The sequence below is a fragment of the Streptomyces sp. NPDC031379 genome, assembly GCF_055569615.1.
On sequence record NZ_JBVIIT010000014.1, the window covers coordinates 1 to 23,869 of the forward strand.

At 71.4% G+C, this 23,869-nt stretch carries 18 protein-coding genes; 8 read left to right on the forward strand and 10 right to left on the reverse strand.

The window, feature by feature from the left end:
• Window positions 1–100: 100 nt before the first annotated feature.
• Window positions 101–1,192: an LCP family protein gene (locus tag ACZ5CW_RS20895; protein ID WP_468603412.1), complete on the reverse strand. Its 1,092-nt coding sequence runs from the start codon at window positions 1,190–1,192 to the stop codon at window positions 101–103.
• 372 nt (window positions 1,193–1,564) lie between these two features.
• Between ACZ5CW_RS20895 and ACZ5CW_RS20900 the strand changes: the two genes are divergently transcribed.
• On the forward strand, window positions 1,565–5,455 hold the full coding sequence (locus tag ACZ5CW_RS20900) for a bifunctional glycosyltransferase/CDP-glycerol:glycerophosphate glycerophosphotransferase (RefSeq protein ID WP_468603414.1): 3,891 nt from the start codon (window positions 1,565–1,567) through the stop codon (window positions 5,453–5,455).
• A 121-nt stretch (window positions 5,456–5,576) separates the two neighbouring features.
• Here the strand turns inward: ACZ5CW_RS20900 and ACZ5CW_RS20905 are convergent, their stop codons facing one another.
• Window positions 5,577–6,455 (reverse strand): endonuclease/exonuclease/phosphatase family protein, encoded by an 879-nt coding sequence (locus ACZ5CW_RS20905; protein WP_468603416.1) that lies wholly within the window; start codon window positions 6,453–6,455, stop codon window positions 5,577–5,579.
• 22 nt (window positions 6,456–6,477) lie between these two features.
• Between ACZ5CW_RS20905 and ACZ5CW_RS20910 the strand changes: the two genes are divergently transcribed.
• Together ACZ5CW_RS20910 and ACZ5CW_RS20915 are read left to right on the forward strand one after the other, a co-directional pair.
• Window positions 6,478–7,914: a hypothetical protein gene (locus tag ACZ5CW_RS20910; RefSeq protein ID WP_468603418.1), complete on the forward strand. Its 1,437-nt coding sequence runs from the start codon at window positions 6,478–6,480 to the stop codon at window positions 7,912–7,914.
• Between the two features lie 71 nt (window positions 7,915–7,985).
• On the forward strand, window positions 7,986–9,512 hold the full coding sequence (locus ACZ5CW_RS20915; protein ID WP_468603420.1) for a hypothetical protein: 1,527 nt from the start codon (window positions 7,986–7,988) through the stop codon (window positions 9,510–9,512).
• 67 nt (window positions 9,513–9,579) lie between these two features.
• Here ACZ5CW_RS20915 and ACZ5CW_RS20920 read toward each other — a convergent pair whose 3' ends face one another.
• Window positions 9,580–11,709: a 3-hydroxyacyl-CoA dehydrogenase NAD-binding domain-containing protein gene (locus ACZ5CW_RS20920; RefSeq protein ID WP_468603422.1), complete on the reverse strand. Its 2,130-nt coding sequence runs from the start codon at window positions 11,707–11,709 to the stop codon at window positions 9,580–9,582.
• Window positions 11,706–12,926, reverse strand: a complete 1,221-nt coding sequence (locus ACZ5CW_RS20925) for a thiolase family protein (RefSeq protein WP_468603424.1) — start codon at window positions 12,924–12,926, stop codon at window positions 11,706–11,708. The genes ACZ5CW_RS20920 and ACZ5CW_RS20925 overlap by 4 nt, the downstream gene beginning before the upstream one ends.
• A gap of 310 nt (window positions 12,927–13,236) precedes the next feature.
• On the opposite strand from ACZ5CW_RS20925, the gene ACZ5CW_RS20930 reads away from it, so the two are divergent.
• Window positions 13,237–13,437 carry a hypothetical protein gene (locus ACZ5CW_RS20930; RefSeq protein WP_468603426.1) on the forward strand — a complete coding sequence of 67 codons (201 nt, stop codon included), beginning with the start codon at window positions 13,237–13,239 and terminating at the stop codon, window positions 13,435–13,437.
• Between the two features lie 118 nt (window positions 13,438–13,555).
• Here the strand turns inward: ACZ5CW_RS20930 and ACZ5CW_RS20935 are convergent, their stop codons facing one another.
• The 3 genes from ACZ5CW_RS20935 to ACZ5CW_RS20945 form a co-directional block, all read right to left on the reverse strand.
• A complete protein-coding gene (locus ACZ5CW_RS20935; protein WP_468603428.1) occupies window positions 13,556–14,842 on the reverse strand; it encodes a ribonuclease D in 1,287 nt (428 codons plus the stop codon).
• 146 nt (window positions 14,843–14,988) lie between these two features.
• The gene (locus tag ACZ5CW_RS20940; RefSeq protein ID WP_468603430.1) at window positions 14,989–15,648 is read right to left on the reverse strand and encodes a helix-turn-helix transcriptional regulator; all 660 of its coding nucleotides are present in this window, start codon (window positions 15,646–15,648) and stop codon (window positions 14,989–14,991) included.
• A gap of 283 nt (window positions 15,649–15,931) precedes the next feature.
• Window positions 15,932–16,603: a DUF3000 domain-containing protein gene (locus ACZ5CW_RS20945; RefSeq protein WP_468603432.1), complete on the reverse strand. Its 672-nt coding sequence runs from the start codon at window positions 16,601–16,603 to the stop codon at window positions 15,932–15,934.
• A 97-nt stretch (window positions 16,604–16,700) separates the two neighbouring features.
• Here ACZ5CW_RS20945 and hemE point away from each other — a divergent pair, with 97 nt between their 5' ends.
• Complete coding sequence (gene hemE / locus ACZ5CW_RS20950; RefSeq protein ID WP_468603434.1) at window positions 16,701–17,768, forward strand: uroporphyrinogen decarboxylase; 1,068 nt, start codon at window positions 16,701–16,703, stop codon at window positions 17,766–17,768.
• 12 nt (window positions 17,769–17,780) lie between these two features.
• On the opposite strand, the gene ACZ5CW_RS20955 is transcribed toward hemE, so the two are convergent.
• Complete coding sequence (locus ACZ5CW_RS20955; RefSeq protein WP_468603436.1) at window positions 17,781–18,605, reverse strand: rhomboid family intramembrane serine protease; 825 nt, start codon at window positions 18,603–18,605, stop codon at window positions 17,781–17,783.
• A 92-nt stretch (window positions 18,606–18,697) separates the two neighbouring features.
• Here ACZ5CW_RS20955 and ACZ5CW_RS20960 point away from each other — a divergent pair, with 92 nt between their 5' ends.
• Window positions 18,698–18,985, forward strand: coding sequence for a hypothetical protein (locus ACZ5CW_RS20960; RefSeq protein WP_468603438.1), 288 nt, complete (start codon window positions 18,698–18,700; stop codon window positions 18,983–18,985).
• A gap of 30 nt (window positions 18,986–19,015) precedes the next feature.
• Here the strand turns inward: ACZ5CW_RS20960 and ACZ5CW_RS20965 are convergent, their stop codons facing one another.
• Together ACZ5CW_RS20965 and ACZ5CW_RS20970 are read right to left on the reverse strand one after the other, a co-directional pair.
• Window positions 19,016–20,416 carry an FAD-dependent oxidoreductase gene (locus ACZ5CW_RS20965; protein WP_468603440.1) on the reverse strand — a complete coding sequence of 467 codons (1,401 nt, stop codon included), beginning with the start codon at window positions 20,414–20,416 and terminating at the stop codon, window positions 19,016–19,018.
• Window positions 20,417–20,443: 27 nt separating this feature from the next.
• Window positions 20,444–21,409, reverse strand: coding sequence for a DUF4349 domain-containing protein (locus ACZ5CW_RS20970; protein WP_468603442.1), 966 nt, complete (start codon window positions 21,407–21,409; stop codon window positions 20,444–20,446).
• Window positions 21,410–21,579: 170 nt separating this feature from the next.
• Here ACZ5CW_RS20970 and hemG point away from each other — a divergent pair, with 170 nt between their 5' ends.
• Together hemG and hemQ are read left to right on the forward strand one after the other, a co-directional pair.
• A complete protein-coding gene (gene hemG / locus ACZ5CW_RS20975; protein ID WP_468603444.1) occupies window positions 21,580–23,121 on the forward strand; it encodes a protoporphyrinogen oxidase in 1,542 nt (513 codons plus the stop codon).
• Window positions 23,122–23,126: 5 nt separating this feature from the next.
• On the forward strand, window positions 23,127–23,858 hold the full coding sequence (gene hemQ, locus ACZ5CW_RS20980) for a hydrogen peroxide-dependent heme synthase (protein WP_468603446.1): 732 nt from the start codon (window positions 23,127–23,129) through the stop codon (window positions 23,856–23,858).
• Window positions 23,859–23,869: the final 11 nt, after the last annotated feature.

Sequence of the window (23,869 nt, forward strand, 5' to 3'; positions counted from 1 at the left end):
CCCCCCCCCCCCCCCCCCCCCCCCCCCCCCCCCCCCCCCCCCCCCCCCCCCCCCCCCCCCCCCCCCCCCCCCCCCCCCCCCCCCCCCCCACCCCCGGACCTCAACCGCCCTTCGCGGGCGACTTCTTCGCGGACTCGGGGATCGTGTCGTCCGAGCGGACCGCCTTCCACAGCTGCGTCGCCTGCGGCTCCGCCGCCACGACCCGGTTGGGATCGACCTTGTCGTACGCCACCGGCAGCATGATCGTTTCCATGGAGGCCGGGTCCACGCCGTTCAGACTGCGGCCGAACTCCGCCAGCTTGGTGAGGGAGGCGAGTTCGGAGTCGGTGGTGAGCGCGGCGGTCAGCTCGTCGGCGATCTTGTAGGTCTTGGTGGGGCTGCCCAGCAGGTCCTGCTTCTTGATCTCGGAGAGCAGGGCGATCATGAACTGCTGCTGCAGTCCGATACGGCCGAGGTCGCTGCCGTCTCCGATGCCGTGCCGGGTGCGGACGAACTGCAACGCCTGCGTGCCGTCGAGCCGGTGCGTGCCGGCGGTCAGGTCCAGGCCGCTGGAGGAGTCGTGGATGTTCTGGTCGACCTTGACGCTCACCCCGCCGATCGCGTCCACCAGTCCCTTGAAGCCGGAGAAGTCGATCTCGACGTAGTGGTCCATGCGGACCCCGGAGATCTGTTCCACGGTCTTGACCACGCAGGGCGGACCCACCTGCGAGTAGATGGAGTTGAACATCACACGCTTCGCGGAGGCCACCTCGGTGCCGTCCGACTTCGTGCACTCCGGCCGGGTCACCAGGGTGTCGCGCGGGATGCTGATGGCGACGGCCTTCTGACGGCCCTCGGGTATGTGCATCACCAGCGCGGTGTCGGAGCGCGCTCCGGAGACGTTGCCCGTCTTCAGCGCGGCGTTGGCGCCGGCGCGCGAGTCGGAGCCCAGGATCAGGATGTTCTGGCCCGAGGTCGGCAGCTTCTCCGGGCGGTCGTCACCGATCGCCTTGTCGATGTCGACGCCCTTGATGTTGTTGTCGAGGTCGCGGTAGAGCCAGTAGCCGACGCCGCCCGCCGCCAGCACGACGACCAGGACGGACAGCAGCACGATTCGGCCCCAGCGTCTTTTGCCGCGCTCAGGCCGGCGCCGCCCCCCGCTGGACGGGGCCCGGCGGTCACGCCGGGGCTCGGTGGTGGCGCTGTGCGTCATCGCCTTCGGTTCCTCTCCTCACGGGCTCCGCGATGCGGAGGGTCGGGGCCCGGGTGGGGGGAGGCCGGCCCGCAGATGCTGATCGATGCAGTGGGAGAACTATAGGCATCGCGAACAGGCCATTTGAGGAGTGGGTGGCGATGGCGAAGGGGGGAGATGAATGGCACATGAACAAGTCTTGACCACAGGTAAGAGTGAAATAAGATGTGGCGGACCTGTGAACTGCGGCTGAGGGGGGCCTACCGCGGTCGTCAGGGGACGGTGCTGCAGGGCCGGCAAGGGGGCCGGCCGAGTGCGCCGCATTGGGGGTGGACGTCCAGCACGGGACTGGTCGTTGTCTCGATGGGCGAATTGTTCGGGTAGGAGTGCAAGTTGGCGGATCATCCGCGTCTGAGTATTGTCGTTCCTTTTCAGGACGTCGAGCTCTACCTGGCCGAATGCCTTGAGTCGATCGCGCGTCAGTCCTTCCGCGACTTCGAGGTGGTGCTCGTCGACGACGGCTCCACCGACGGTTCCCTCCGCATCGCGGCCGACTACTGCGCCGCCGACCCGCGCTTCAAGCTGATCCGCCAGCACGCACACGGCCCGGGGCACGCCCGTAACGCCGGACTGCGATCCCTGCATCCACGCGCGGAGTTCCTCGCGTTCGTGGACGGCGACGACGTCATTCCGGAGTACGCCTACGAGTTGCTGGTGCGCACCCTGAGCGAATCCGACTCGGACTTCGTCTCCGGCAACGTGCAGATGATGAACTCCACCAAGAAGTGGCAGTCGCCGCTGCACAAAGGCCCGATGCAGAAGAACCGGCGCGGCACCCACATCACCCGGTTCGACGCGCTGATCTACGACCGCACCGTCTGGAACAAGGTGTTCCGGCGGTCCTTCTGGGACCACCACTCCATCCGGTTCCCCGAGGGCGTCATGTACGAGGACTCCTGGGTCAACATGTACGCCCACTTCCGTGCCGACAAGGTCGACGTCATCACGGACGTGATCTACTACTGGCGCCGCCGGGAAGGCGGAGCCGCCCCCTCCATCACCCAGCGCTACACCGAGCTGTCGAACCTGCGCGACCGCGTCACGGCCGTGCAGTCGGTCAGCCGCTTCCTCGCCGAAGGGCCCTCGCAGTACGGGGACAGCAAGCGCAAGTACGACCTCGCCTGCCTGAAGTCCGACCTGATGCTGCATCTGAAGGTGCTGCCGGACGCCGACGAGGAGTACCGGCAGTCGTTCATGCAGTGGGCCAGGGAGTTCCTCGACGAGGTGGACCTCACCATCATCGACGAACTGCCCGCGGACGCCCGGGTCAAGTGGCTCCTGGTGTGGCAAGGGCGGCTGGCCGAGCTGCTCGACGTCATCGAGTTCGAGCGCCGCGGTGGCCCGCTGCCCGTGCACCGGCGGTTCCACCGCTACCTGAAGTACCCCTACCTCGGGGACCGGGAGGTCGGCCTCGACAAGAAGGCGTACCGGCTGGACAAGGAGTTCTCCCTGCACGGCGCACTGACCGGCGCCCGCTGGAGCGCGGACTCCGACGTGCTCACCCTCGACGGCACCGCGTACGTCCGCTTCATCAACGTGCACAAGAAGCACATGTCGGTGAAGGCGATCGCCCTGCGGAACAAGAAGCAGGGGCGGATGCTGATCACCCCGGCGAAGACCACGTATGCGCCGCAGGCCACCGAGAACTCTGCGCAGAATCGTTACTGCTACGACTGGGCCGGTTTCGAGACCCGGATCGACACGACACGGCTGAAGCAGAAGGGCAAGTGGGTCGAGGGCACCTGGGACGTCGCGGCCGGCGTCCTCAGCCGCGGGCTGTTCCGCTACCGGGGCGTCAGCCGGGGCGGCGCGGGCAGCGCGGCCAATCCGCCGTACCGGTATGTCGACAAGAACACCCGCATCCTTCCGCTGTTCCTGCAGGACCGGCTCAAGCTGCGGGTGGAGGTCGTGCGCTGCCGGATCACCGGCCACCGTCTCGTCGGGGACCAGCTGGAGCTGCGCGGTGTCTACCTCGGCCCCAAGGTGCCTGAGTGGGGCAAGCTCCGGGTGACCAGCATGAACGGTGCCGGACGGCACGACGGCCGCGTGTGGTTCACACCGGGCGGCGAGGGCTGGTGCACCTTCGCGGCCAGGCTCCCGCTGCGCTCCCTGGTCCCCGCGTTCCGGGCCGACACCGAGGGGGGCGTGGACATCCCCCAGTCCTGGAGCATGGGCAGCAACGGCTGGAAGACCACGTTCCACGTCGAGGGCCGCAAGGCGGCCATCTACCCGGTCATGGCGGAGGACACCGCTGACGGCTTCTACCGCATGCCCCCCGCGCTGCAGACCCGGGAGGGCGACCGGGAAGTCGTGGTCCACCGCAACGGCTCCGGCTACCTCGTGCTCTTCGAGCGCGCGGCCCTGCCGATCGCCACGCAGGTGGCATGGCGGGAGGACGGCTCGCTGGAGATCGAGGGCCGGTACGACAGCGCCGACCGCCTGACCCCCGAGGAGTACCGGACCGCGCACCTGGTGGTGCGCTCGCGTGCGCACGGCGCGGAACGCAGCGTCCCGCTGGCCTGGAACGGCACCCGGTTCACCTGTGTGCTCACCCCCGCCGCCATGCGTACGCTCGCCGGCGAGATCCCGCTCGCGGCCGGCCGCTGGGACTTCTTCCTGCGGCGCCAGGACCTCTCGGCGGTCGCCCGCGAAGAGCGGCTCGAGGACCTGATGGTCAAGCTCCACCAGGACCTCGTCGGCGCCTTCCCGCAGGAGTACGAGCGCAGCGAGCGCCGTTACGAACTCCAGGCGGAGGCGTACGACCGGCTGTCCCTGCTGGTCCACTCCGCCATGCCCGACCACGCCCGCGGCCCCTACCGCCAGAAGCAGCTGCGCACCAAGGCCTACCCGGATGCCCGCCGCAAGCAGGTGCGTCCCGCGGTCCTCTTCGACGCCTTCAAGGGAACGCAGTACTCCGACAGCCCGCGGGCCCTGCACGAGGAACTGGTGCGCCGCGGTGCCGACCTCGAACACCTGTGGGTCGTACGGGACGACCAGGTCCAGGTGCCGGCCACGGCGAGACCGGTGCGCATGTGGTCGCCCGAGTGGTACGACGCCCTCGCCACGAGCCGGTACGTCGTCGCCAACAACCACCTTCCCGACTGGTTCCAGAAGCGGGACGGGCAGGTCGTCGTGCAGACCTGGCACGGAACCCCGCTGAAGAAGATCGGCCACGACATCGAGGCGATCCACTTCGCCGACCAGCGCTACCTGGAGCGGGTCGAGAAGGAGGTGCAGAACTGGGACATGCTCGTCTCGCCCAACAGCTTCTCCACCCCGATCCTCAAGCGGGCCTTCGGCTTCCCGGGGGAGATGGTGGAGAGCGGCTACCCGCGCAACGACATCCTGCGCGTCCCCGGCACGGAGGAGCGGGAGCGGGAGATCCGGCGGCGCATCGGCCTGCCCGAGGGCAAGCGCGTGGTGCTGTACGCGCCGACCTGGCGCGACGACCAGTACTACGCACCGGGCAAGTACAAGCTCGACTTCCGTGTCGACCTCGACGACGCGCGCGCCCGTCTGGCAGCCGACCACGTCCTCCTGGTCCGCCGTCATCCGAACGTGGTGGACCCGGTACCGGGGGCCGGCGACGGTTTCGTCTTCGACGTCTCCGACTACCCGGACATGGCCGACCTGTCCCTGATCACCGACGTGATGATCACGGACTACTCGTCGCTGATGTTCGACTACGTCACCACCGGCCGTCCGATCCTGTTCTTCACGTACGACCTGAACCACTACAGGGACACGCTCCGCGGCTTCTACTTCGACTTCGAGCAGAGCGCGCCGGGTCCCCTGGTGTACACCTCCGAGGACCTGGTGACGGCGATCCGTGGCATCGACCGCATCCAGGACACCTACGCCGAGCGCTACCGCTGGTTCCAGCAGGAGTTCTGCGACCTGGACGACGGATACGCGTCCGCGCGGCTCGCCGACCGCATGCTCGTCGCGGGCGGTGACCTCGCGCCCGGGGACGCGAACGCCCCGGCGGTCGGCACCGTCGACACACGTCCCGCGGTGCGGGAACTCACCCCGATCCAGTGGAACAACCAGAACTGGTTCACCCCCCAGCAGCGCCTCGTGCACCAGCCTCACCAGGGCGCCGCCCGCCTGATGGACGCGATGCCCGGACAGCCCCGCCCCGACGCCCGCACCGCACCGGCGAGGCAGTACCCGGCGGCCGCGGCCTCCCCGGACGGCCGGGCGCACGAGGGCGTGGTCGTGTGATGCCGGTCCGCGCCACGGCGAACAACTGCCGGCAGCCATGACCGCGCCGGTGAACCAGCCGCAGGCGCCCGTCGCCCACGGCGGCCCGGCGCCCGCCCGCGCCCGCCGGGCCGGCCATCCCTCAGCGCGTCCGGACCCGGACGAGCAGGGCGTAGTGGTCGGACGCGCCGGTACGGACGACCGAGCAGCCGAGGCGCCGGAGGTCGGTGAACAGGTAGTCGATCTTGTGTCCCGAGACATGCGTGGCCCGGGCGGAGCGGGACGACGCGGACGTCTGATCGCACTCCCGCTGGGCGCCGTAGGGCCCGGCCGGCCACACCCACGAGGCGGGGTCGCGCGGCCCCGGCGGATCGACATTGAAGTCACCGCCGTACACGGTGCGCTGCGGCACCGCCGCCGCCAGCGCCTTCAACTGGTCGTCGCGGAGCTCCCAGTGCGGGTGGGCGCGGTCGTCCCCGGGCCGGCTGAGATGAGCGGTGCACGCCCGGACGCCGTGGTCCGCGACCGTGGCGCACAGGATGCCGCGCCGCAGTCCCACGGAGGGCTGCCGCGACGCCACCGGGGCGACGGCGGACAGCCGGTACGCCGAGAGCAGCGCGACACCGGCGGCACCCTGCCCGGCTCCGGCACAGGGCACCGTGGTCGTACGCCCCGTGGCGCCGCGCCAGGTGTAGGCCCGGAACACGCTGTGCCAGGACGCCCCGAGGTCCGCGCGCACCGTGCGCAGATCACCGGCGCAGACCTCCTGGAGGAAGAACATCCGGACGCCGGAGTGTGCGGCGAGCCGCTTCACCTCGGCCTCCTTGGCACCCGGGCCACCGGTGGCCGCGCAGTTCCACTGCCGGACGCCGCACATGTTCCAGGTGGCCACGGTCAGCGACCGGGGCCGGCCGGTCCGGTGCGCGACCACCACGAGCCCCACGATCGCCAGCAGCGCCGCCACGGCGGCGACGAACCGTCGTGCCGACCGCGGTACGGCCGCCGCCCGACCCCGAAGCATCCTAGGAAAGTGGATTCGCACCATGTCTGAAGCAGCCGCGAAGGGGCGGCCGGTTGTCACGGGGATCGATGCCTCCGGTGGGTGTCCGGTCGAGTACCGCTTCGCCCATGCGCGGAACGGCAATCGGCATCTCACGGTCGTCTTCGCCAACATCTTCGCCCCGGACGACTACGGCTGGGCCACCGGGGTCCTGGACGGACTGCGGTCGAACGTCCTGTGGATCCGGGACCGGTTCGACGGCGGGAACACCTACTACCTGTGCAAGGGGATGGACTTCTCCGTGGAGAGGTCCGTCATCGGGCTCGTCTCGCGGGTCATGGAGTCCCTCGGGCTGACCCCGGACGACGTCACGCTGTGGGGCAGTTCGAAGGGCGCCAGCGCGGCCCTGTACTTCGGGCTGCGCTACGGCTTCCGGAACATCGTCGCCAGCGTTCCCCAGCTCCGGATCGGCACGTTCGTCCGAGACGTCTATCCGGACACCGGCCGGCACATGCTGGGCGAGGCGATGTCCGACGACGACGTGGCCGCCCTCGACGCGATCCTGCCGGACCTGCTGAGCGCCGGGGCGAACCCGGACGCGCACATCTACCTGGTGTCCTCCCCGCAGGACGAGCAGTACGCCTCCCAGGTCGAGCCGTTCCTGGGACTGCTGCAGCGCTACCCGAACTTCAACTTCCTCTTCAGCGAATCCCCGTTCATCACCGGGCACGGGAAGGTGACCCAGCGCAACACCCCGCCTCTCCTGGGCATCGCCTACCTGCTCGTCGAGGGCATCGCCCCGCGGCTCGGCGTCGTCCGCCACGGGTACGAGCAGCCCGACGCCGACAGGTCGGGCATCGAGACCTTCCTCAGCTCCACGTCCGTGGTGCAGAACTCGTTCGCCCCGCCGTCGGTGACCATGCCCGTGGCGCAGGCCAAGGTGCCCGCCGGAGCCGTCCGCTTCGCGGGCTGGGCTCCGGGTGCGGTCCGCGTCAGCATCTGGGAGAACGGCAAGTACCTGGCGTCGGCGCCGGTCGGTGCCGACGGCGCCTGGGCCTGGGATCCGCAGCGGCAGTGGGGCGCCGGAGCGCATCTGGTCCGGCTCTTCGCCGTGGATCCGAACGGCTACCAGTCCGAGCGCACCGACGTCCGGTTCACCGTCTCCCAGCAGACCGGGCCCATGGCGCCGGTGGTCCGGTCGCCGGGCGGGCACCAGCAGGTGCCGGAGGGCACGGTGGTCTTCGCGGGGGTCGCGCCGGGTGCCGCCCGGATCGGCTTCCGGGAGAGCGGGAACCTGCTGGGGGCCACCGCGGTGGCCCCGGACGGCGGCTGGTCCTGGGACCCGGGCGGCCCCTGGCCCGCGGGGACGCACATGGTGGAGGTCTTCGCCGTGGACGCGGCCGGGGCCGAGTCCACGGCGACCCCCACGTTCTTCACCGTCCTGAACGCCTCGGCCGGAACGGCCCAGACGCACTACTGACGTCCCGCCGTCACCACGGGAGGTCCGACACAGCCCGCCCGAGCCCCAGCAGATGAGAGTGGAGTCCGCACATGTCCAAAGCAGCCCCGACCGGGCGGCAGCTGCTCACGGGAATCGAAGCCTCCGGGACGTTCCCCGTCGAGTACCGCTTCGCCCACGCCAAGAACGGCAACCGGCACCTCGTCGTCGTCTTCGCCAACTTCTCGGCGCCCAACGACTACGGCTGGTCGAACGGCGTCTTCGACAGCGTGCGCGCCAACGTCCTGTGGATCCGCGACCGCTTCCACGGGATGAACAGCTACTACCTGTGCGAGGGAATGGACTTCTCCCTGGAGAGTTCCGTCGCCACGCTGATCTTCAACGTGATGAAGGCCCTCTCCCTCACCCCGGACGACGTCACCATGTGGGGCGGCTCCAAGGGCGGCAGCGCGGCCCTGTACTTCGGGCTGCGCTACGGCTTCCGGAACATCGTCTCCATCGTCCCGCAGTTCCTGATCGGGTCGTACGTGCAGCGGGTCCACCCCAAGGTGGCGGCCTTCATGCTCGGCGAGGACGTGCCGGAGGAGAACGTGCGGGCCGTCGACGCGATCCTGCCGGACCTGGTCCGTTCCGAGACCAACCGCACCGCCAACATCTACCTGCTCTCCTCCCCCCAGGACGAGCAGTACCGGGAACAGGTCGAGCCCTTCCTCGGTCTCTTCCAGCGGTACGAGAACTTCAACTTCATCTACAGCGAATCGCCGTTCATCACCGACCACACCCAGGTCACCCGGCGCAACGTCCCCGCCCTCATGGGCATCGTGAACCTGCTGGCGGACGGTATGCCGCCGCGCTTCGGCTTCGTCCGCAACGGCTACGAGGAACCCGACCGCGACGGGTCGGCCATCACCTCGTACCTCGACTCCACCTCCGTCGTCAGAGGAGCGGAGTTCCCGGCGCCGGTGGTGACCGCGCCGGCGTTCCAGGAGGAGGTCCGCAAGGACGCCGTACGGTTCACCGGCCACGCTCCGGGTGCCGTGCGCGTGATCGTCTGGGAGCACGGCAGGTACCTGGGCCAGACCGATGTCGCCGCCGACGGCACCTGGTCCTGGGAGCTGGGCAGGGCCTGGAGCACGGGCCGGCATCCCGTCAAGGTCTACGCGGTGGACGCGACGGGCTATCAGACCGAGCGGACCGAGGTGCACTTCGTGGCGGTCGACGCCGCCACGAAGGGCGCGACTCCCGGCCCGGTCCCGTCCCCGGCGGGCGCCGCGACGCCCTTCGTCTCGACCGTCGGACCGAGCACGGCACCCGCGGTGCTCGAACCCGTCGCGCACGAGCAGATGCTGGACGCGCGCGTGGTGTTCAGGGGCACCGCACCGGGCGCCACCCAGGTGGGCTTCCGCGAGAACGGCGTACTGCTGGGCGGTGCCGCGGTCGCCGCCGACGGCAGCTGGGCGTGGGAGTCCGGCTGGGCATGGTCGGACGGCGTGCACGTCGTGGACGTCTTCGGCGTGGACGCCTCGGGCGCCGAAACACCCGTCACCCAGGTGCCGTTCACCGTGATGGGCACCGCCGCCGCCGGGGCGGCGACCGCCTACTTCGGCGGGACCTACTGACGCGCCACCCGCACACACGGAAAGGGCCCCCGCCGAGGCGGGGGCCCTCTCCGTACGCGTCAGCGCACTACGCCGGGACGCTCGCCACGCCCGGAGCCAGGAACTTCTTGCCGTTCACGCGCTCCGAGACGCCCTCGCGGTCCAGGTACGGCGTGATGCCGCCCAGGTGGAAGGGCCAGCCGGCGCCCGTGATGAGGCACAGGTCGATGTCCTGGGCCTCGGCGACGACGCCCTCGTCGAGCATGAGCCCGATCTCCTGCGCCACCGCGTCGAGCACCCGCGCCCGCACCTGCTCCTCGGTCAGGACGACATCGCCCTGCTTGAGCAGCGCGGCGACCTCCGGGTCCAGCTCCGGCTTGCCGCTGTCGTAGACGTAGAAGCCGCGCTTGCCCGCCTTGACGACGGCGGCGAGGTTCGGGGAGACCGTGAAGCGGTCCGGGAAGGCCCGGTTGAGGGTCTCCGAGACGTGCAGACCGATCGCGGGACCGACCAGCTCCAGCAGCACCAGCGGGGACATCGGCAGACCGAGCGGCTCGATGGCCTTCTCGGCGACCTCGACCGGGGTGCCCTCGTCGATGACGTTCTGGATCTCGCCCATGAAGCGGGTCAGGATGCGGTTCACGACGAACGCCGGGGCGTCCTTGGTGAGGACCGCGGTCTTCTTCAGCTTCTTGGCGACGGCGAACGCGGTCGCGAGGGACGCGTCGTCGGTCTTCTCGCCGCGGACGATCTCCAGCAGCGGCAGGATCGCGACCGGGTTGAAGAAGTGGAAGCCCACGACCCGCTCGGGGTTCTTGAGCTTCGACGCCATCTCCGTCACCGACAGCGACGAGGTGTTGGTGGCGAGGATCGCGTGCGCCGGGGCGACCGCCTCGACCTCCGCGAACACCTGCTGCTTGACACCGATCTCCTCGAACACGGCCTCGATGATGAAGTCCGCGTCCGCGAAGCCCGCCGCCTTGTCCAGGACACCGGTCACCAGCGCCTTGAGGCGGTTGGCCTTGTCCTGGTTGATGCGGCCCTTGCCGAGCAGCTTGTCGATCTCGGCGTGGACGTAGCCCACACCCTTGTCGACCCGCTCCTGGTCGATGTCGGTCAGCACGACCGGCACCTCGAGGCGGCGCAGGAAGAGGAGGGCGAGCTGGCTGGCCATCAGACCGGCGCCGACGACGCCGACCTTGGTGACCGGGCGGGCCAGGTTCTTGTCCGGGGCGCCGGCGGGACGCTTGCCGCGCTTCTGCACCAGGTTGAACGCGTAGATGCCGGAGCGCAGTTCGCCGCCCATGATCAGGTCGGCGAGCGCCTGGTCCTCGGCGTCGTAACCCTGCTGCAGGTCGCCGTTCTTGGCGGCCGCGATGATGTCCAGGGCGCGGTAGGCGGCCGGGGCCGCACCGTGCACCTTGGAGTCCGCGATGAAGCGGCCCTTGGCGACGGCCTGGTCCCAGGCCTCGCCGCGGTCGATCACCGGACGCTCGACCTCGACGTCGCCCTTGAGCACCTGGGCGGTCCAGATCAGCGACTGCTCCAGGAAGTCGGCACCCTCGAACAGGGCGTCGGCGATGCCCAGCTCGAAGACCTGCTTGCCCTTGAGCTGCTTGTTCTGGTTCAGGGAGTTCTCGATGACGACCGAGACGGCCTTGTCGGCGCCGATCAGGTTCGGCAGCAGCGTGCAGCCGCCCCAGCCGGGGACGAGACCGAGGAAGACCTCGGGCAGCGAGAACGCCGGGATCGCCTTGGAGACGGTCCGGTAGGTGCAGTGCAGGCCGACCTCGACGCCGCCGCCCATGGCCGCGCCGTTGTAGTAGGCGAAGGTCGGGACCGCGAGGCCCGCGAGGCGCTTGAAGACCTCGTGGCCGCCCTTGCCGATGGCGAGCGCGTCCTCGTGCTTCTTCAGCAGCTCGACGCCCTTGAGGTCGGCGCCGACGGCGAAGATGAAGGGCTTGCCGGTGACACCGGCGCCGACGATCGTGCCCGCGGCCGCCTCCTTCTCGACCTGGTCGATGGCAGCGTCGAGGTTCGCCAGCGACTGCGGGCCGAAGGTGGTCGGCTTGGTGTGGTCCAGGCCGTTGTCCAGCGTGATCAGGGCGAAGCGCCCGGCCCCGAACGGCAGGTCGAAGTGGCGTACGTGCGCCTGCGTGACGACCTCGTCCGGGAACAGCTCGGCCGCGCCCTTCAGGAGTTCAGCGGTGGTGCTCACTTGTCGCCTCCGTCGAAGTGCGGGTTCTCCCAGATGACCGTCGCGCCCATGCCGAAGCCGACGCACATGGTGGTCAGGCCGTAACGGACCTGCGGCTGCTCCTCGAACTGGCGGGCCAGCTGCGTCATCAGACGGACGCCGGAGGAGGCGAGCGGGTGACCGAAGGCGATCGCGCCGCCGTACTGGTTGACGCGCTCGTCGTCGTCCGCGATGCCGTAGTGGTCGAGGAAGGCCAGGACCTGGACGGCGAAGGCCTCGTTGATCTCGAACAGGCCGATGTCGGAGATGGACAGGCCCGCCTGGGCGAGGGCCTTCTCCGTGGCCGGGATCGGGCCGTAGCCCATGACCTCCGGCTCCACGCCCGCGAAGGAGTAGGAGACGAGGCGCATCTTGACCGGCAGGTTGTTCTCGCGGGCGAAGTCCTCGCTCGCGATGACCGACGCGGTGGCGCCGTCGTTCAGACCGGCCGCGTTACCGGCGGTGACCCGGCCGTGCACGCGGAACGGCGTCTTGAGACCCGAGAGGCTCTCCAGGGTCGTACCCGGGCGCATCGGCTCGTCGGCGGTGACCAGGCCCCAGCCGGTCTCGCCGCCCTCGGGGTTGGTCCGGCGCACCGAGATCGGCACCAGGTCCTGCTGGATCTTGCCGTTGGCGTACGCCTTGGCGGCCTTCTCCTGCGAGCGCACCGCGTACTCGTCGGCACGCTGCTTGGTGATCTGCGGGTAGCGGTCGTGCAGGTTCTCCGCCGTCATGCCCATGAACAGGGCCGACTCGTCGACCAGCTTCTCGCTGACGAACCGCGGGTTGGGGTCCACGCCCTCGCCCATCGGGTGGCGGCCCATGTGCTCGACACCGCCGGCGATGGCGACGTCGTACGCGCCGAAGGCGACGGAACCGGCGACCGCGGTGACGGCGGTCAGGGCGCCGGCGCACATGCGGTCGATGGAGTAACCCGGCACGGACTGCGGCAGACCGGCCAGGATGCCGGCGGTGCGGCCGATGGTCAGGCCCTGGTCACCGATCTGCGTGGTCGCGGCGATGGCGACCTCGTCGATCTTCTTCGGGTCCAGGCCGGGGTTGCGGCGCAGCAGCTCCCGGATCGCCTTCACGACGAGGTCGTCGGCGCGGGTCTCGTGGTAGATGCCCTTCGGGCCCGCCTTGCCGAACGGGGTGCGGACGCCGTCGACGAAGACGACGTCCCTGACGGTACGAGGCACGATGGCTCTCCTCCAGGGTGCGGGATGGCACTGCTGCGTTGCGCTGAGCGCGCGCTCAGGACCCATGCTACTTATGAGTAACGTAGCTGCCCAGTCCCGGCGGCCGGAGCGGCGAACGTCACACGGAAGCACCCTGCGCGGGATCGTCCCGTAAGGACCTCACCGCGGCGGCGCCGAGGCCCTCTCGGCGTCGGCACCGGACGCGCCCCCGGGCCCTCTCCCATGATCACCCCGACCAGGGTCCGGGCGGCCTCCGCCCCGAAACCGTGACACGTCGGCCGGGGTCCCCGGCCCCGTCTCCGCCACCGCCATGACGTCGTGGTCGTGGACGATCGCCGTCGGTCGCCACCTGCCCCCGGCCGGCCTCGGCGCCCGCCCCGCCTCGCCGAACGCCGCCGCGCGGACGCCGGTGTGGCCCAGGGCCGCCGCCCCCGCCGACCCGGGCGATCCGCCGGTGGGCGAGCGCCGCCGGGCAGCGCACGGCGACGCCGTCGGCCGGACCTTGGCGTGAATTCGACGTCCCTGTTCCGCTTCCGTGGCCCCTACGGCGCCCACGGGGAGATCGTCACGGCGGGGCACGGCCCTGCCGTTCCTGCCGAAGCGACCAGGTGACGGACTCTCGGCGAGGGTCAGGCGCCCTTCGTCGACAGCGCGCTCAGCAGCACGGGAGTGACCAGCTCGACCTGCCACGCCCGCGCACCCAACCCCGCGAGCGCGGCCCCCACGGCCGTCGCGTCGGCGGCCGGCGGCTCCCAGCAGATCCGCCGCACGGTGTCCGGGGAGACCAGGTTCTCCTGCGGCATGTTGAGCTGCTCGGCAAGAGCCGACACCCCCGCCCGGGCAGCGGACAACCGTGCCGCTGCCGCGGGGTCCTTGTCGGCCCACGCACGCGGCGGCGGCGGCCCGGTCACCTGCTGACCGGGCTGCGGCAGCGCCGTGTCCGGAAGGGCCTTCGCCCGGTCCACGGCCGCCTGCCACTGCTCCAGCTGCCGCCGCCCCGTCCGGTGCCCGAACCCGTTCAGCGCGGCGAGGGCATGCACGGAGGACGGCAGGGCGAGCGCCGCCTCGACGATGGCCGCATCGCTCAGCACCTTGCCCGGCGACACGTCCCGCCGCTGCGCGACGCGATCCCGGGTCTCCCACAGCTCCCGTACGACGGCCAGCTGCCTGCGCCGCCGCACCTTGTGCATCCCGGACGTCCGGCGCCAGGGGTCCTTGCGGGGCTCGGCCGGCGGCGCGGACGCGATCGCGTCGAACTCCTGCAGGGCCCACTCCAGCTTGCCCTGCCGGTCCAGCTCCTTCTCCAGGGCGTCCCGCAGGTCGACGAGGAGTTCCACGTCGAGGGCCGCGTAGCGCAGCCAGGGCTCGGGCAGCGGCCGGGTGGACCAGTCGACGGCGGAGTGCCCCTTCTCCAGGACGAAGCCGAGGACGTTCTCGACCATGGCGCCGAGGCCGACGCGGGGGAAGCCGGCGAGCCGGCCGGCCAGCTCGGTGTCGAAGAGCCGGGTCGGGGCCATGCCTATCTCACGCAGGCACGGCAGGTCCTGGGTGGCCGCGTGCAGCACCCACTCGACGCCGGACAGCGCCTCGCCGAGACCGGACAGGTCGGGGCAGGCGACGGGGTCGATCAGCGCGGAGCCGGCGCCCTGGCGGCGCAGCTGCACCAGGTAGGCGCGCTGGCCGTAGCGGTAGCCGGAGGCGCGCTCGGCGTCCACGGCGACGGGGCCGGAGCCGGCGGCGAAGGCGGAGATCGCCTTGGCTAGGGCGGCCTCGTCGGTGATCACCGGCGGAATGCCCTCGCGGGGTTCGAGCAGTGGAGTCGGCGCCCCCATCACAGAAGATCCGGCGTCGTCCGGAGGCGTGCCTCCGTGGGTGCGCAGGGAGCTGTCTGCTGCGGTGTCTTGGGCGTCGGTCACCTGTCAAGGGTATCCGTGCGTGGACGGCGCCCGTCGCCGGAACGTTCCGGCGACGGGCGCCCGGGGGTCGTAAACCAGTCAGCCTGGTGAAACTTCCGTTCATGCGAGGGAACCGGCGGTTCCCCCGAAGGGGGCATGGGCAGTGCTCAGTGGATGATCCCGGTGCGCAGGGCCACCGCCACCATGCCCGCGCGGTCGCCGGTGCCCAGCTTGCGGGCGATGCGGGCCAGGTGGCTCTTGACGGTGAGGGCGGACAGGCCCATGGAGACGCCGATCGCCTTGTTGGACTGGCCCTCCGCGACCAGCCGCAGCACCTCGACCTCGCGTCCGGACAGTTCTCGGTAGCCACCCGGGTGGCTCGGGGCACCCGGGGGGCGGCGGTGCATACGGGCGGTGGCGCCGAGGGGAGTGGCGCCGGGCCGGGCGGGGAGCCCGATGTTGGTGCGGGTGCCGGTGACGACGTAGCCCTTGACCCCTCCGGCCAGGGCGTTGCGGACCGCGCCGATGTCGTCGGCGGCGGAGAGGGCCAGGCCGTTGGGCCAGCCCGCGGCGCGGGTCTCGGAGAGCAGGGTCAGGCCGGAGCCGTCGGGCAGATGGACGTCGGCGACACAGATGTCGCGCGGGTTGCCGATGCGGGGACGAGCCTCCGCGATGGACGAGGCCTCGATGACATCGCGCACGCCGAGCGCCCACAGATGGCGGGTGACGGTGGAACGGACACGCGGGTCGGCCACGACCACCATGGCGGTCGGCTTGTTCGGGCGGTAGGCGACCAGGCTTGCGGGCTGCTCGAGGAGAACGGACACCAGGCCTCCTGGGGTGGGGGGACGGGGCCGGCTTGTGGGGAGGTAGCCGGGACGAAACGTGCTTTCAAGGTCACAGTCGTCTTCGGCAGCAAACTCGTCCGCCTTTAGAGAATGATCACGATCTAGTGAGTAACAATCTGTGCAATTCGGACACGCGATCGATCATCCGAAGATCGAGTCGGTTCGAGCGGATGCGATTCCGGTACAGAAAGTGGCCGTATCGACAAAGAGATGGTCAATAGGGCGTCCGTGAGGATGAAAGTGGCGGCAGCCGGGGATCAGGTCACCGCGACTGCGGGCCCCTGCGCTGCGGCAGGGTGACCACGGAGGCGTCGCCCGGACCGGCCGGCGGCAGCCCGCCGACCTGGGCCAGCAGATCGCACCAGGAAGCCAGGTGGGCGGCCGTGTCCGGCACCCCGCCCATGCCCTCGCGGGGCGTCCAGGAGGCACGGATCTCGATCTGCGAGGCGGCCGGCCGGTCCGCCAGCCCGCCGAAGTAGTGCGAACTCGCGCGCGTGATCGTGCCGCTCGGCTCGCCGTAGCCGAGCCCGCGCGCCTGCAGCGCGCCCGTCAGCCACGACCAGCACACCTCGGGCAGCAGCGGATCGGCCGCCATCTCCGGCTCCAGCTCCGCGCGCACCAGCGTCACCAGCCGGAACGTACCCCGCCAGGCGTCATGTCCGGCCGGATCGTGCAGCAGCACCAGCCGCCCGTCGGCCAGCTCCTGCTCGCCGTCGACCACCACGGCCTCCAGCGCGTACGCGTGCGGGGCGAGCCGCTGCGGCGCGGGCGTCGGCTCCACCTCGACCTGCGGCCGCACCCGCGCGGTCCGCAGCGCGTCGACCGCGGCACGGAACGCGGGCGGCAGCGCACCCCCCGCCCGCCCCTGCGCGGTGTCCTCCGCGTCGTCCATTCCGTCAGCGCCGTCCGACAGTCGTCCCTGAGCCGCAGCCATGCGGGGAAGAGTAAGGGGAACCGGGCCCGCACGCAGGGAGGGACACCCCCGAGGGCGGCCGCACTTCTCCGCTTCGGGGCGTGCGAGACTTGCCGTCGTGAGTGCCAACGGAAGCCCCTCGGGCCAGCAGCCGACAGCGACGTACGACAGCGCCTTCCTCAAGGCGTGCAGGCGCGAAGCGGTACCGCACACCCCCGTGTGGTTCATGCGCCAGGCCGGCCGCTCCCTGCCCGAGTACCGCAAGGTGCGCGAGGGCGTTCCGATGCTCCAGTCCTGCATGATGCCCGAGCTGGTCACCGAGATCACCCTGCAGCCGGTGCGCCGGCACGACGTGGACGCGGCGATCTACTTCAGCGACATCGTCGTCCCGCTCAAGGCCATCGGCATCGACCTCGACATCAAGCCCGGCATCGGCCCGGTCGTCGAGCAGCCGATCCGCACCCGCGCCGACCTGGCCCGGCTGCGCGACCTGACCCCCGAGGACGTCTCCTACGTCACCGAGGCGATCGGCCTGCTCATCGGCGAGCTGGGCGCCACCCCGCTGATCGGCTTCGCCGGCGCGCCGTTCACCCTCGCGAGCTATCTGGTCGAGGGCGGCCCCTCCCGCACGTACGAGAACGCCAAGGCGATGATGTACGGCGACCCCCAGTTGTGGGCCGACCTGCTCGACCGCCTCGCCGACATCACCGCCGCCTTCCTGAAGGTGCAGATCGAGGCCGGCGCGAGCGCGGTCCAGCTCTTCGACTCCTGGGCGGGCGCCCTGGCCCCGGCCGACTACCGGACGTCGGTCATGCCCGCCTCGGCGAAGGTCTTCCAGGCCGTCGCCGGGTACGGCGTCCCGCGCATCCACTTCGGCGTCGGCACCGGTGAGCTGCTGGGCCTCATGGGCGAGGCCGGCGCGGACGTCGTCGGCGTCGACTGGCGCGTCCCGCTCGACGAGGCCGTGCGCCGGGTCGGCCCCGGCAAGGCGCTCCAGGGCAACCTCGACCCGACGGTCCTGTTCACCGACAAGGACACCGTCGAGGCCAAGGCCCGCGAGGTGCTGGACGCGGCCGCCGGTCTGGAGGGCCACGTCTTCAATCTCGGCCACGGCGTCATGCCGAACACCGACCCGGACGCGCTGACCCGGCTCGTGGAGTACGTCCACACCGCCACCGCGCGCTGACCCGCCGCCGACTCACCACGAGTAGTGGGGCCGTGCCCGCCTGCCGAACAGCAGGCCGGGCGGCTCCGGCGGGGGAGGCGTGCCCGGCTTGAGCGGCCAGGCCAGCAGCATGCCCGCCACGAAGCCGACCACATGGGCCGCGTACGCCACGGTTCCGGCTCCGGAGACGCCGTGCCCGGAGGAGTACACCGCCTGGAGTACGAACCAGAAACCCAGCACCAGCCAGGCGGGCAGCCTGAGCGGCAGGAAGACCAGGAACGGGACGAGGACCCAGACCCTCGCCTTCGGGTACAGCACCAGATAGGCGCCGAGGACCCCGGCGATCGCGCCGGACGCGCCGATCAGCGGATCGCGTGAGGAGTCGTTGAACAGCGCGAAGCCGTAGCCGGCCGCGTAGCCGCAGACGACGTAGAAGAGGAAGTACCGGACGGCACCCATCCGGTCCTCGACGTTGTTGCCGAAGATCAGCAGGAAGAGCATGTTCCCCAGCAGATGCAGCCAGCTGCCGTGCAGGAACATCGCGGTGAAGACCGACAGTGCGGGCGACTTGTCGTAAGCGGGCGGGCCCACGACACAGCCCGGACCGTGCGGGCCCACCCCCACCGCGCCCGTGGGCACCGCCCGGGGCATGTGATGGTGGATCAGCTCCTGGGGGACCGCCGCGTAGTGGTCCATGAACGCGTGCAGCCGGCACAGCTGCGCCAGGTTGTCGGCGCCGGCCACGGAACCGCCTGTCCCGGGCGTGGTGAGGAACACGAGGACGTTGACGGCGATGAGCGCGTACGTCACCCAGGGGGTGCGGCGCACCGGGTTCACGTCATGGACGGGGATGACCACACAGAAGTAGTGCCCGCGATGAGGCGCGCGAATCGGTGAACGCCGTCGGGCAGGTGTGCGTATGTGTGGTCAACCGACGTGAGGATCAGGCGATGACGAACGCTCCGCAGGTTTCGGCGATGCATGCCCTGCCCGACGGCGAGGCCGAGCTGTCCTTGGTGGTGCGGCTTCCCTGGGAGGATGTCGCGCGGCTCGGCCAGGAGGCGGGGCGGCTCGCCTCGCAGATGCAGCGGCCGGTGACGCTGGACGAAGCGGTGAGCTACCGGCTGCGGTCGACCCGGCCGTCCGCGTCGCACGCGAAGCCGGCAGGGGAGCAGCCGGCGGCTGTGACGTCCAGCGCGGCGGTCACTTCCCTGCCGCGGATCAGCGGGACGGCCTAGGCACGTCGCGGGGGGCTTCCCCCGCCCCTCTCAAGAGGCGCTCGTACGAACCTTCGCCGTCGCCTTGCGCGCGGCCACCAGTACCGGGTCCCACACCGGTGAGAAGGGCGGGGCGTAGCCGAGGTCCAGGGCCGTCATCTGTTCCACCGTCATCTGGGCGGTCAGGGCCACCGCCGCGATGTCGACGCGCTTGGCCGCACCCTCCCTTCCGACGATCTGGACGCCGAGCAGACGGCCCGTGCGGCGCTCGGCGAGCATCTTGACCGTCATGGGGGACGCGCCGGGGTAGTAGCCGGCGCGGCTGGTCGACTCGATGGTGACCGTCTCGAACCGGAGGCCCACCCGGTGGGCGTCCTTCTCGCGCAGGCCGGTACGGGCGATCTCCAGATCGCAGACCTTGCTGACGGCCGTGCCGACGACCCCGGGGAAGGTGGCGTAGCCGCCGCCCGCGTTGGTGCCGATGACCTGGCCGTGCTTGTTGGCGTGGGTGCCGAGGGGGACGTACTGCTCCTGGCCGGAGACCAGGTTGAGCACCTCCACGCAGTCCCCGCCCGCCCAGATGTTCTCGTGGCCGCGCACCCGCATCGCGAGGTCGGTGAGCAGGCCGCCGTGGGCGCCGACGGGAAGGCCGGCCTGCCGGGCGAGGGCGGTCTCGGGGCGCACGCCGATGCCGAGGACCACCAGGTCCGCGGGGTACTCGGCGTCCTCCGTGGCCACCGCACGGACCCGGCCGTCCTCCGCGGTCAGGAGCTTGGTGACCTCGGCGTCGTTCACCATGGTGATGCCGAGGCCCTCCATGGCCCGGTGCACCAGGCGGCCCATGTCCGGGTCGAGCGTCGACATGGGCTCCCTGCCGCGGTTGACGACCGTCACCCCGAAGCCGCGGTTGATCAGCGCCTCCGCCATCTCCACGCCGATGTAGCCGGCGCCCACGACCACCGCCCTGCGGCCACGCGTGCGTGCCAGGGTGTCGAGCAGGGCCTGGCCGTCGTCGAGGGTCTGCACACCGTGCACACCGGGGGCGTCCGCGCCGGGCAGGTCCGGGCGGACCGGACGGGCCCCGGTGGCGATGACGAGCTTGTCGTACGACGTCCAGGACTCGGCACCCGAATCGACGTCACGCGCGCGTACCCGCTGCCCGGCCACGTCGATCCCGATGACCTCGGTGCGCATCCGCAGGTCGATGCCGCGCTCCCGGTGCTCCTCGGGTGTACGGGCGATCAGCCGGTCGCGCTCGGGGACCTCGCCGCCCACCCAGTACGGGATGCCGCACGCCGAGAAGGAGGTGAAGTGGCCGCGTTCGAAGGCCACGATCTCCAGCTCCCCGGGCCCCCTCAGCCGGCGTGCCTGTGATGCCGCGGACATGCCCGCGGCATCACCGCCGATCACGACCAGCCGTTCCGTCCCGCCCCGCCCACCGCTCATGCTCATGGGAACACGCTACGGGGCGCGGGCATTTCAGTCGCGGTCCGACCCCTCGGACGACTCCGGTGCCGGGCGGGCCGACGGCAGCGGACCCAGCGCGGTCATCGCCGGCGCGGACTCCGGGCGGCGCGGCAGCCGGGGGCGTACGACCCGCCGCCACAGCAGCGCCAGCAGGCCGGCGAAGACGGCGAACGGCAGGGCGGCGCCGAGTGCGAGGGCGATCCAGCGCAGCATCGTGACGAAGACGTGCCAGCCGCCCGTCAGCGCGTCCACGATGCCCGGCGTGTCGTCACCGGCCGCCTTCTTCACGGGCGTCTCGGTCAGCGACAGGGTGATGGTGGCCAGGCTGGTGCGGTCCTTCAGCGAGGCCTGCCGGGCCAGCAGGGCCTCCAGGTCCGCCTGACGGCTGCTCAACTCGCCCTCCAGCGAGACGACATCGCTCAGCCTGGTCGCCTGGTCCATCAGCGCGCGGATCCGGTTCACGCTGGCCCGCTGGGACTTGATCCGGCTCTCCACGTCCACGACCTGGTCGGTGACGTCCACCGCCTTGGCCGTGCGGTCCACCAGCCTGCCCGTGCCCTGGAGGCCGGTGAGGACCTCGTCGTACTTCTCGGTGGGCACGCGCAGCACCACCTGGGTGTTCTCGTGGTCGTCGGCGTCCCGTGCCGTGCTCTCCCGGCCGACGTAGCCGCCCGCCTCCTCGGCGGCCGTCCGGGCCGCGGCCAGGGCCTTGGAGACGTCCTTGACCTCGACGGTGAGGGACGCGGTGCGGATGATCGCGTTCGGCTTGAGGTCGGGTGTCCTGGGCGCGGACCTCCCCTGGTCCGCCGCGGCACCGGACGCCTCGGCCTGCGGGGCCCCGGCGCCGGCGGCGGACTTCGAGTCACCGCCCGAGTCGTTCGCGCCGCTGCACCCGGCGAGCGCGAGGGACACGGCGAGCAGGACCCCGGCCAGGGCCCGGGCGGACGGTGCGGAACGTGCGGAACGTGCTGTGCGCATGGGCGGTACCCCCGATGGCTGAGACCGATGACGCTCCTACGACGGCGGAGTACGCCGGGACGTTGGCGACGGCCGATTCCGAAGCGGTCACGGTCCGGACTCGGCGCGGACACCGGGCCGCGCCCGCACCGCCCGGCCTGCGTGTCGGTGGGGTCTGAGAGAGTTGGGGCATGAGCGCAACGGGTACGAGCACGGGGCATGTCGTCGTCGTGGGAGCCGGTATCGCCGGGCTGGCCGCCGCCCACCGGCTGCTGGGGCGCGGTGCGCGCGTGACCGTGCTGGAGGCCTCCGAGCGGGTCGGCGGCAAGCTGCTGCCCGGTGAGATCGCGGGCGTGCGGGTCGACCTGGGCGCCGAGTCGATGCTCGCCCGCCGCCCGGAGGCCGTGGCCCTCGCGCGCGAGACGGGGCTCGCCGAGCGGCTCCAGCCGCCGGCCACCGCGACCGCCTCGATCTGGACCCGCGGCGCCCTGCGACCCATGCCCAAGGGACATGTGATGGGCGTGCCCGGCACCGCCGCGGCGCTCTCCGGCGTCCTGTCCGACGAGGGACTGGCCCGCATCGACCGCGACGCGGCCCTGCCCCGCACCGAGGTCGGCGACGACGTGGCCGTGGGGGAGTACGTGGCGGCCCGGCTCGGCCGCGAGGTCGTCGACCGCCTGGTCGAGCCCCTGCTCGGCGGGGTGTACGCGGGCGACGCGTACCGCATCTCGATGCGTTCGGCGGTCCCGCAGCTCTTCCAGGCGGCGCGGACCCACGACTCCCTCACGGCGGCCGTCCGCGACATCCAGTCCAAGGCCGCCGCCGGCCCGCAGACCGGCCCGGTCTTCCTCGGCATCGAGGGCGGCGTGGGCACGCTCCCGCTCGCGGTCGCCGAGTCGGTGCGGGCGCGCGGCGGCGAGATCCTGACCGGCGCCCCGGTCACGGAGCTGAGAAGGACGGCACCCCCGCAGGCGGACGGCGCGGACGGCGCGGGCGGTCCGGTCGGTGCCGGGGGCTCGCCGCTCGCGCAGCCTGCCGCGGCCCCGCCGCACTCGGTCTGGCGTGTGGTCGCCGGGGACCGCGTGCTGTACGCCGACGCGGTGATCGTCGCCGTCCCCGCGCCCGCGGCCGCCGGCCTCCTGCGTGCCGAGGCCCCCGCCGCCGCGACCGAACTGGCCGCCGTCGAGTACGCCTCCATGGCCCTGGTCACCCTCGCCTACCGGCGGGCCGACCTGCGGCTCCCGGAGGGCAGCGGCTTCCTGGTGCCGCCCGTCGACGGCCGCACCATCAAGGCGTCCACCTTCGCCTCCCAGAAGTGGGGCTGGATCGCCGAGGAGGACCCCGACGTGGTCGTGCTGCGCACCTCCGTGGGCCGCCACGGCGAGACGGCGATCCTCCGGCGGGACGACGCCGGCCTCGTCGAGGTCTCCCGGCACGACCTGGGCGAGGCCACCGGCCTGGACGCCGTGCCCCTGCGGACCCGGGTCACCCGCTGGACCGACGGCCTGCCGCAGTACCCGGTCGGCCACCACGCGCGCGTGGCCCGCATCCGGGAGCACGTCGCCAAGCTGCCGGGCCTCGCGGTGTGCGGCGCGCAGTACGACGGCGTCGGCATCCCGGCGTGCATCGCGAGCGCGTACGCGGCGGTGGACCAGCTGGCCGGCGATCCGACGGGGGTCGAGGAGCTGACCGCCAACCCGGTGCAGAGCCTGCACGGCGGAGCGGGAGAATAGGGACCATGAGTGACGACGCCTCCACCACCGAGTCCGGCAGGATCCCGAACAAGGGCAAGCTGGCCAAGGACCTCAACGAGGTCATCCGCTACACCCTCTGGTCGGTCTTCAAGCTGAAGGACGTGCTGCCCGAGGACCGCGCGGGATACGCCGACGAGGTCCAGGAGCTGTTCGACCAGCTCGCCGCCAAGGACGTGACGATCCGCGGCACCTACGACGTCTCCGGCCTGCGCGCCGACGCCGACCTCATGATCTGGTGGCACGCCGAGACCAGCGACCAGCTCCAGGAGGCGTACAACCTCTTCCGCCGCACCAGGCTGGGCCGCGCCCTGGAGCCGGTGTGGTCGAACATGGCGCTGCACCGCCCGGCCGAGTTCAACCGCTCGCACATCCCGGCGTTCCTCGCCGACGAGACGCCCCGCAACTACGTGAGCGTCTACCCGTTCGTGCGCTCCTACGACTGGTACCTGCTGCCCGACGAGGACCGCCGCCGCATGCTCGCCGACCACGGCAAGATGGCCCGCGGCTACCCGGACGTGCGCGCCAACACGGTCGCCTCGTTCTCCCTCGGCGACTACGAGTGGGTCCTGGCCTTCGAGGCCGACGAGCTGTACCGCATCGTCGACCTCATGCGCCACCTGCGCGCCTCCGAGGCCCGCCGGCACGTCCGCGAGGAGGTCCCCTTCTTCACCGGCCGCCGCAAGGACATCGCGGAGCTGGTGGCGGGCCTGGCCTGAAGCGCCCCATG

What these genes read in the sequence shown, in the direction of transcription:
- ACZ5CW_RS20930 (WP_468603426.1), top strand. Translation starts at nt 13,237, where the DNA reads ATGACGTCGTGGTCGTGGACGATCGCCGTCGGTCGCCACCTGCCCCCG.
- ACZ5CW_RS20910 (WP_468603418.1), top strand. Translation starts at nt 6,478, where the DNA reads ATGTCTGAAGCAGCCGCGAAGGGGCGGCCGGTTGTCACGGGGATCGAT.
- ACZ5CW_RS20915 (WP_468603420.1), top strand. Translation starts at nt 7,986, where the DNA reads ATGTCCAAAGCAGCCCCGACCGGGCGGCAGCTGCTCACGGGAATCGAA.
- hemQ (WP_468603446.1), top strand. Translation starts at nt 23,127, where the DNA reads ATGAGTGACGACGCCTCCACCACCGAGTCCGGCAGGATCCCGAACAAG.
- ACZ5CW_RS20945 (WP_468603432.1), bottom strand. Translation starts at nt 16,603, where the DNA reads ATGGCTGCGGCTCAGGGACGACTGTCGGACGGCGCTGACGGAATGGAC.
- ACZ5CW_RS20905 (WP_468603416.1), bottom strand. Translation starts at nt 6,455, where the DNA reads ATGCTTCGGGGTCGGGCGGCGGCCGTACCGCGGTCGGCACGACGGTTC.
- ACZ5CW_RS20895 (WP_468603412.1), bottom strand. Translation starts at nt 1,192, where the DNA reads ATGACGCACAGCGCCACCACCGAGCCCCGGCGTGACCGCCGGGCCCCG.
- ACZ5CW_RS20970 (WP_468603442.1), bottom strand. Translation starts at nt 21,409, where the DNA reads ATGCGCACAGCACGTTCCGCACGTTCCGCACCGTCCGCCCGGGCCCTG.
- hemG (WP_468603444.1), top strand. Translation starts at nt 21,580, where the DNA reads ATGAGCGCAACGGGTACGAGCACGGGGCATGTCGTCGTCGTGGGAGCC.
- ACZ5CW_RS20965 (WP_468603440.1), bottom strand. Translation starts at nt 20,416, where the DNA reads ATGAGCATGAGCGGTGGGCGGGGCGGGACGGAACGGCTGGTCGTGATC.
- ACZ5CW_RS20960 (WP_468603438.1), top strand. Translation starts at nt 18,698, where the DNA reads ATGACGAACGCTCCGCAGGTTTCGGCGATGCATGCCCTGCCCGACGGC.